The 6,221-nt window shown below is 73.3% G+C and carries 3 protein-coding genes; all 3 read right to left on the bottom strand.

Features of this window, described 5'->3' with window-relative positions; translation table 11 throughout:
* Positions 1–453: 453 nt before the first annotated feature.
* Entirely contained in the window at positions 454–1,443 is a 990-nt protein-coding gene (gene holA, locus ACFXKZ_RS23995) for a DNA polymerase III subunit delta (protein ID WP_380003157.1), read from the bottom strand.
* A 203-nt stretch (positions 1,444–1,646) separates the two neighbouring features.
* Complete coding sequence (locus ACFXKZ_RS23990) at positions 1,647–4,763, bottom strand: ComEC/Rec2 family competence protein (protein ID WP_380002999.1); 3,117 nt, start codon at positions 4,761–4,763, stop codon at positions 1,647–1,649.
* Positions 4,764–5,020: 257 nt separating this feature from the next.
* Positions 5,021–5,749: a helix-hairpin-helix domain-containing protein gene (locus ACFXKZ_RS23985; protein WP_380002998.1), complete on the bottom strand. Its 729-nt coding sequence runs from the start codon at positions 5,747–5,749 to the stop codon at positions 5,021–5,023.
* Positions 5,750–6,221: the final 472 nt, after the last annotated feature.

The following is a 6,221-nucleotide window of genomic DNA, read 5'->3' as shown; positions in this document are numbered from 1 at the left end:
GCCGGGGCGGAGACGCACGCGGCGGCAGGCCGGGGCGGAGACGCACGCGGCGGCAGGCCGGGGCGGAGACGCACGCGGCGGCAGGCCGGGGCGGAGACGCACGCGGCGGCAGGCCGGGGCGGAGATGGAGTGGTTTCTCCTCCGCTTCGCTCCGTCGGGGGCGGAAGGGGGGGCGGGACGTTGCCGCTGCGCGGCGCCTGGTGGTTCCGGCTCCGCTGCGCTCCGCCGGTGGTGGAGGGAGTTTGGCTCCGCTTCGCTCCACCGCTGCCTGGATCGGACCGGGGCCGGGTCGTGGCGGATGGGGTGGGGCGGAGCGGAGCGGTTCCTGGCGCCTGCCGCTCGGCCGGGTCAGCCCTGGGGGTGGGTTGTTGGAGCAGGGCGATCGTGTCGTCCGGATGCGAAGCGGCGAGCGAGCGCTTCGGGCCGCCGCTGGGATGGTGGTGATCGCGATGGTCAGGCGTTGCGGGCGGTGGAGATCGTCACCACGGCCTTTTCCAATGCATACGCGGGATCCATACCGCCGCCCTTGACCGCCGCGTCGGCGTCGGCGACGGCGGTGAGGGCTCGGACGATGCCGTCCGGAGTCCAGCCGCGCAGCTGCTGCCGAACCCGGTCGACCTTCCACGGCGGCATGCCGAGATCGCGCGCCAGATCGTTCGGCCGGGCGTTCCGGGGGGCGGCGCCGACCCGGGCGATCTGCCGCACGCTCTGCGCGAGCGCACTCGTGACCATGACGGGCGCGACCCCCACGGACAACGCCCAGCGCAACTGCTCCAGCGCCTCGGCAGTACGCCCCTCGACGGCCTTGTCGGCGACGGTGAAGCTGGACGCCTCGGCAACGCCGCTGTAGTAGCGCGAGACCACTTCCTCGTCGACCACACCGTCGACGTCCGCCATCAACTGACTGCACGCGGAGGCCAACTCCCGCAGATCGTTGCCGATCGCCTCGACCAACGTGCGACAGGCGTCCTCAGTGAGCGAGCGCCCGGCAACCCGAAACTCCGCCCGCGCGAACGCGATGCGATCCCCGACCTTGGTCACCTTGGGACACGCGACCTCGCGCACACCCACCTTGCGCACCGCGTCCAACAGCTTCTTGCCCTTGGGCCCGCCCAGATGCGCGAGCACCAGCACGGTCTCCTCGGCCGGATCGGCGATCAACCGCGTGACCTCGCCGACCAGATCCGTCCCAAGGTCCTGCGCGGACCGGATCACGATGACCTTGCGCTCACCGAACAACGAGGGACTGGCCAGCTCGGACAACATCCCGGCCTGCAACGCCCCCGGCGCCAAGTCCCGAACATCCGCCTCGGGATCCTGCGCCCGCACGGCGCGCACCACATCCCCGATCGCCCGATCCACGAGCAACTCCTCGGCCCCGACGACAAGCGTCACCGGCGCGAGCGGATCATCCTGCATTCGTCTGGCCACCCGACCAAGCATCCCACGCCCAACAGACACCCCACCCACCCACACCGGGCGAGGCTGCCCCCATCGTCCCCGCAACCCGCCTCACCCCGTCCTGCCCCGTCCCGCCCCGCCTCGCCCCTACCTGCCGCACACGCAGCACCTCGGACCGCCCCCAAGCAACGAAGCACCAACGAGCACGCGGAGGCCAGAAGTTGGCATCGACCGGCCGGCGGCATTCACGAAACCGGATGGCGCGGAGGCATGCGGCGCGGTCGGGAGGTAAAACCGCAGGTCGGCACGGGCAAGAAACCAGGAGGGCCGTCCTGGAATCCGGTTCCGCCTCCCACTAGGCACTTTCGGGGACTCGGAACGGGCACACCAGGCGCGAAATGCCAGAAATCGGCACGCGGCACTCGGCACCTGCTTCTCGCCACACCGCCCACAGACATCCGGCTCCGACCTAGGAAACCGCCTCCACCGCCCCTGCCCCGCCGCGCCCAATCCCGCACCCCAATCCCGCTCCCCAATCCCGCACCCCGCCACGACCCGGCCCGGGCTCGATCCAGGCAGCGGTGGAGCGCAGCGGAGCCAAACTCTCTCCACCACCGGCGGAGCGCAGCGGAGCCGGAACCACCAGGCGCCGCGCAGCGGCAACGTCCCGCCCCCCTTCCGCCCCCGACGGAGCGAAGCGGAGGAGAAACCACTCCGCCACCACCCCGACCCGGGCGGCGCCCACGCCGCCCTTGGCCATGCTCCCGAGGCCGGCAACACCCCACCCCCCGCCAGGAACTCCGTCCCCCACCCCGCCGCAGGATCCACAGCCGCCCCCGACGCCCGCTGCGGGCGACCACGCCGCCGGCGGGCCGACCGCCATCCACCAATGGCCGGTGGGCATGCGTGGTGGCCGGCCCTCGGGCCACCGCCCTGAGGTGGGCCGAAGAGCCGGAAACCGCAATGGGCCCATCGGTGTCGGTGCGCAGAAGGCGGGCGCCGGATGCGGCGACCAAGGCCCGGGCGGACGGCGACGGGTGGCCGTAGGGGTTGTCCTTACCCACCGAAACCAGAGCCAGCCTGGGGTGCAACCCGAGAACGAGGGCGGGGTCCTGTCGAGCCGAGCCGTGATGCGCAACCTTCAGAACGTCCACCCGAACACCGGCCAGCCGCCCCCGCAGGGCCTCCTGTGCCTCGACTTCGGCGTCACCGGTGAGCAACATCCGAACCCCGTGCCGTTCCGCAAGCACCACCAGACTCGCGTTGTTGGCCACCGACCCACCCACAGCCCGCCCCGACCTCGCCATGCCCACCGCCTCCCCCAACCGTGGATCCGCAACCATGACGGTTGACGCGGTGTGCGACAGCGCCTGCCGATCCGGCAGGTGGCCCGGCGGACGGCCCGTCCTCCTCGCCTCGATCCCGGCCCCGCCTCCGCCTCCACGCAACACAATCGGGCCGGAAGCAGCGGAGAGGGCTTCCAGGTTCGACGGGGTCAGCGTTTGCCACGTCAGCGAGCCCAATGTGCGCTGCTCAATGGCGCCGACGGGGGTACCCAAAGAGGCGCCGGCTCTGGCGGCCCAACGGCGGACTCGCGTTACTTCGCCCGAAGGATCAAGGATCGGAGTCCCCTGGATGAGCCCCACTCCCCGACCGCGCAGCGCGCCAGGAAGGCCCTCCACGTGGTCCGCATGGAAATGGCTCAGCAAAATCAGCGGCAGCCGGCGAATGCCAAGGTCGCGTAGACAGCCGTCCACCGCATCCGGATCGGGCCCGGCATCGATCAGAACGCCCTCGCCGGCGCCCGCGTTCAGCACGATGGCGTCGCCCTGACCGACGTCGCACATCACCAGATGCCAGCCCGGAGGCGGCCAGCCGGTCAATGGGCGCACCAGCATCGGCGGACGCAACAGGAGAACCACCGCGAGGGTCGCGAGCAGAGCCGTCGTCATCGCCCGCCCCCGCCCGGACCAGCCGGACCGCCCGGACCGTCCGGATCGCGGCGGGCGGCGAAACAGCCGCAGGGTCGGGACGGCCGCGATCGTGATCGCCGCCAGCGCCGCGCCGCCGAAGAGGCCGGTCGGCCAGGTGACGGCGGCGCCGGGCAGGTCGGCGCCGGTGCGGGCGACGGCCGCGATCCAGGCGATCGGCCACGAGCCGAGCCAGGCGGTGAGGTGGGCGAGCGGGAGGCAGATCGGGGCGAGGAGCAGGGTGACGAAGCCGAGGATCGTGGCCGGTGCGACCGCGAACTCGGCGAGCAGGTTGCACGGGACGGCCATCAGACTGACCCGGCCGGCAAAGGTCACCACGAGCGGCCCGCAAACGGCCTGCGCGGCGAGCGGCACGGCGACCAGGACCGCGGCCCACGTCGGCCAACCCCGGGCCCGGAGCCGGTTCGTCCAGTGCGGGGCGAGCAGGAGCAGCGCGCCGGTGGCCAGGGCGGACAGCGCGAAGCCGTAGGACCGGGCCAGGGTCGGATCGAGCAGGACCAAGCCGAGCACGGCGACCGCGAGCGCCGGGAGCCCTCGCCGGGGCCGACCGGTGTACAGCGCGACCACGGTGACCAGGCCCATGGCGGCGGCCCGCAGCACACTGGGCTCGGGACGGGCGACGACCACGAAGCACGCGACGGCGGCGGCGCCGGCGATCGGCAGCGTACGTCCGTGGACGCCCACACGGCGGAGCACGAACAGCACAAAACCCAACAAAATCGTGATGTTGGTTCCGCTGACCGCCGTCAAATGGGTGAGTTCGGTGGCACGAAAGTCGGCTTCGAGGTCGGCCGGAAGCCGGCTCGTATCGCCGACGACCAGGCCCGGAAGCAATCCCCGGGCAGCGAGCGGCAGTTCCGCACAGGCGGCCCGCAGCCGCGCCCGGAGCAGACCCGCGAAACGCTGGTGGGCGGCGGGAGCGCCGATCCGGTCCGGAGCGGCTCGGATCAGCAGCAGGGCCTGGCCACTCCGCCCCGGAACCAGGCGGCCGTGGACCCGAATCGGGGTACTCGGCAGCAGCCCGAGCCAGGTGGCCGCATCGGGCCCGCCGGCCAGCACCGTGACCGGCGTCCGCACCCGCACCCCGGCCGGCCGTGAGGTCCCCGATGCGCCCGAGCCGCCGGGCGCGCCGAGTGGACCGCCGGGTGGATCGATGCGGTCGATGCGATCGATGCGGGCCTCGAACAGCGTGGGTGGCGAGCCGAGTTCGCTGCCTCGGACGCGGGTGACGCGGCGCTCCGGGTCGGTGCGTACCGTCAGCTCGACGGTGGCCTCGGCGCGCTGCCGAGCCGCGACCGCCACCGGGCCGTCGTGGTCGGCGGCGGTGCGAAGGCCGGCGACCAGTCCGCCGGCCGCGACGCACACGAGCACGACCGCAAGCGTGGCCCGGCGTCGAACCGTGGGCCGACACGCGAGTACGGCTGCACACGCCGCGGCGCAGATACTCACCGCGACGGTGGCCCGGAGCGGGATCAGCGGCGCACCCCAGGCGGCGGCCCAGGCGGCAGCGGAGCCGGGGAGGAGGCGGGCGTCGGTCCGGGCACGGCTTCTCCGGCGCGTGGGTGCCGGACGAGGGGCCGCCGGGCGTGGGGCTTCCGGTCCTTGGCGGCTGGGGACGTCGGGCGCGGTCATACCCGAACCCTCGGCTTCAGGTCGCTGTACTTGCGATCGCCGATGCCCCGGACCTGACGCAGCTGATCGACGGTGGCGAAGCGGCCCAACTGGGTGCGCTTTTCGATGATCTGGCGAGCCAGGACCGGGCCGACGCCGGGCAGTTGCTCAAGCTGTGCGGCGGTCGCCGTGTTGAGATCGAGAACGGCTGCCGGGGCGCCGCCCGCCGAGGCGGTGGAGCCGGCTCCGGACGGATTGGCGGCGGCGGGCGGAGGTGTGGCCCCGGGAACGCCAACCGGGATCTGCTCGCCGTCGGCCAGGAGGCGGGCCAGATTCAACGTGGCCAGATCCGCCGCCGGCAGCGCACCCCCGGCGGCCTGTACCGCGTCCGCCACCCTCGACCCGGGTGGCAGGACGACCACCCCGGGCCGGGCCACCTTCCCCGCCACGTGCACGGTAAGCGGCCCACCCGCGGAAGTCGGCGCACCGCCGGCAGCCCCCGACGCGGGCCCGGCCTGCACCGGAGCCCCCACCCCGGCGCCCCCCGTCGCCTGCCCCACCGCCACCGGCGCGGCCACACTCTGCGGACGCGCCCGCCACCACCCGCCCACGGCCAGCGCAACCGCCACCAACGCCAGCACCGCGACGGCAACCACCACCCGCCGATCCACACCCACCCGAAGCCGAGGCGGCACCCGATCCGCAACCGCCTCGACCAACCGCCGCCCCGAATCCGCCCCCTGCACCGAAAGCACCTCAGGCGCCCCCAGCAACGCCGCAACCCGCTCCGCCCCAGACCTCGGCGACCCCGAGGGAGGAGATGCAGAAGAACCAGCCGAAATCCCGGACATGCCCCGAAACTAGGCCGCCCCCATCCCCCGACCGGGCCGCCGCCCTGCACCTGTGCACAACAGCCCACCTGTGGAAACCGGATCCCCCCACTTGGGTGCCGGGTTGGGGTTTTGGCGTTCGACGGGATCAGGGGCCTTCCGGGTGGGTTGGGTTGGGGCGTTTCCGGCGGACGCTGCGCTTGTGGCCGCGGGTGGCTGGTGCGGGGCTGATCAGGGTCGGTGGTGGGCCGCTGCCCGGGGTGGGGGCTTCGGGGTGTGGGGTTTCGTCGGGGTGGGGGCCCGGGTCGGGGTGAAAGGCGACCTGCGGCGGGTGGCAGAGGAGGGGGCCGGGTTGGGTTCCGCCGGGCTTGCGTTCCCGGGTGGGTCG

Source organism: Embleya sp. NPDC059237 (genome assembly GCF_042754105.1).
Lineage (GTDB): Bacteria > Actinomycetota > Actinomycetes > Streptomycetales > Streptomycetaceae > Embleya.
The sequence above is the reverse complement of the archived record's forward strand: the minus strand, read 5'-3'. Positions and strand labels throughout refer to the sequence as shown.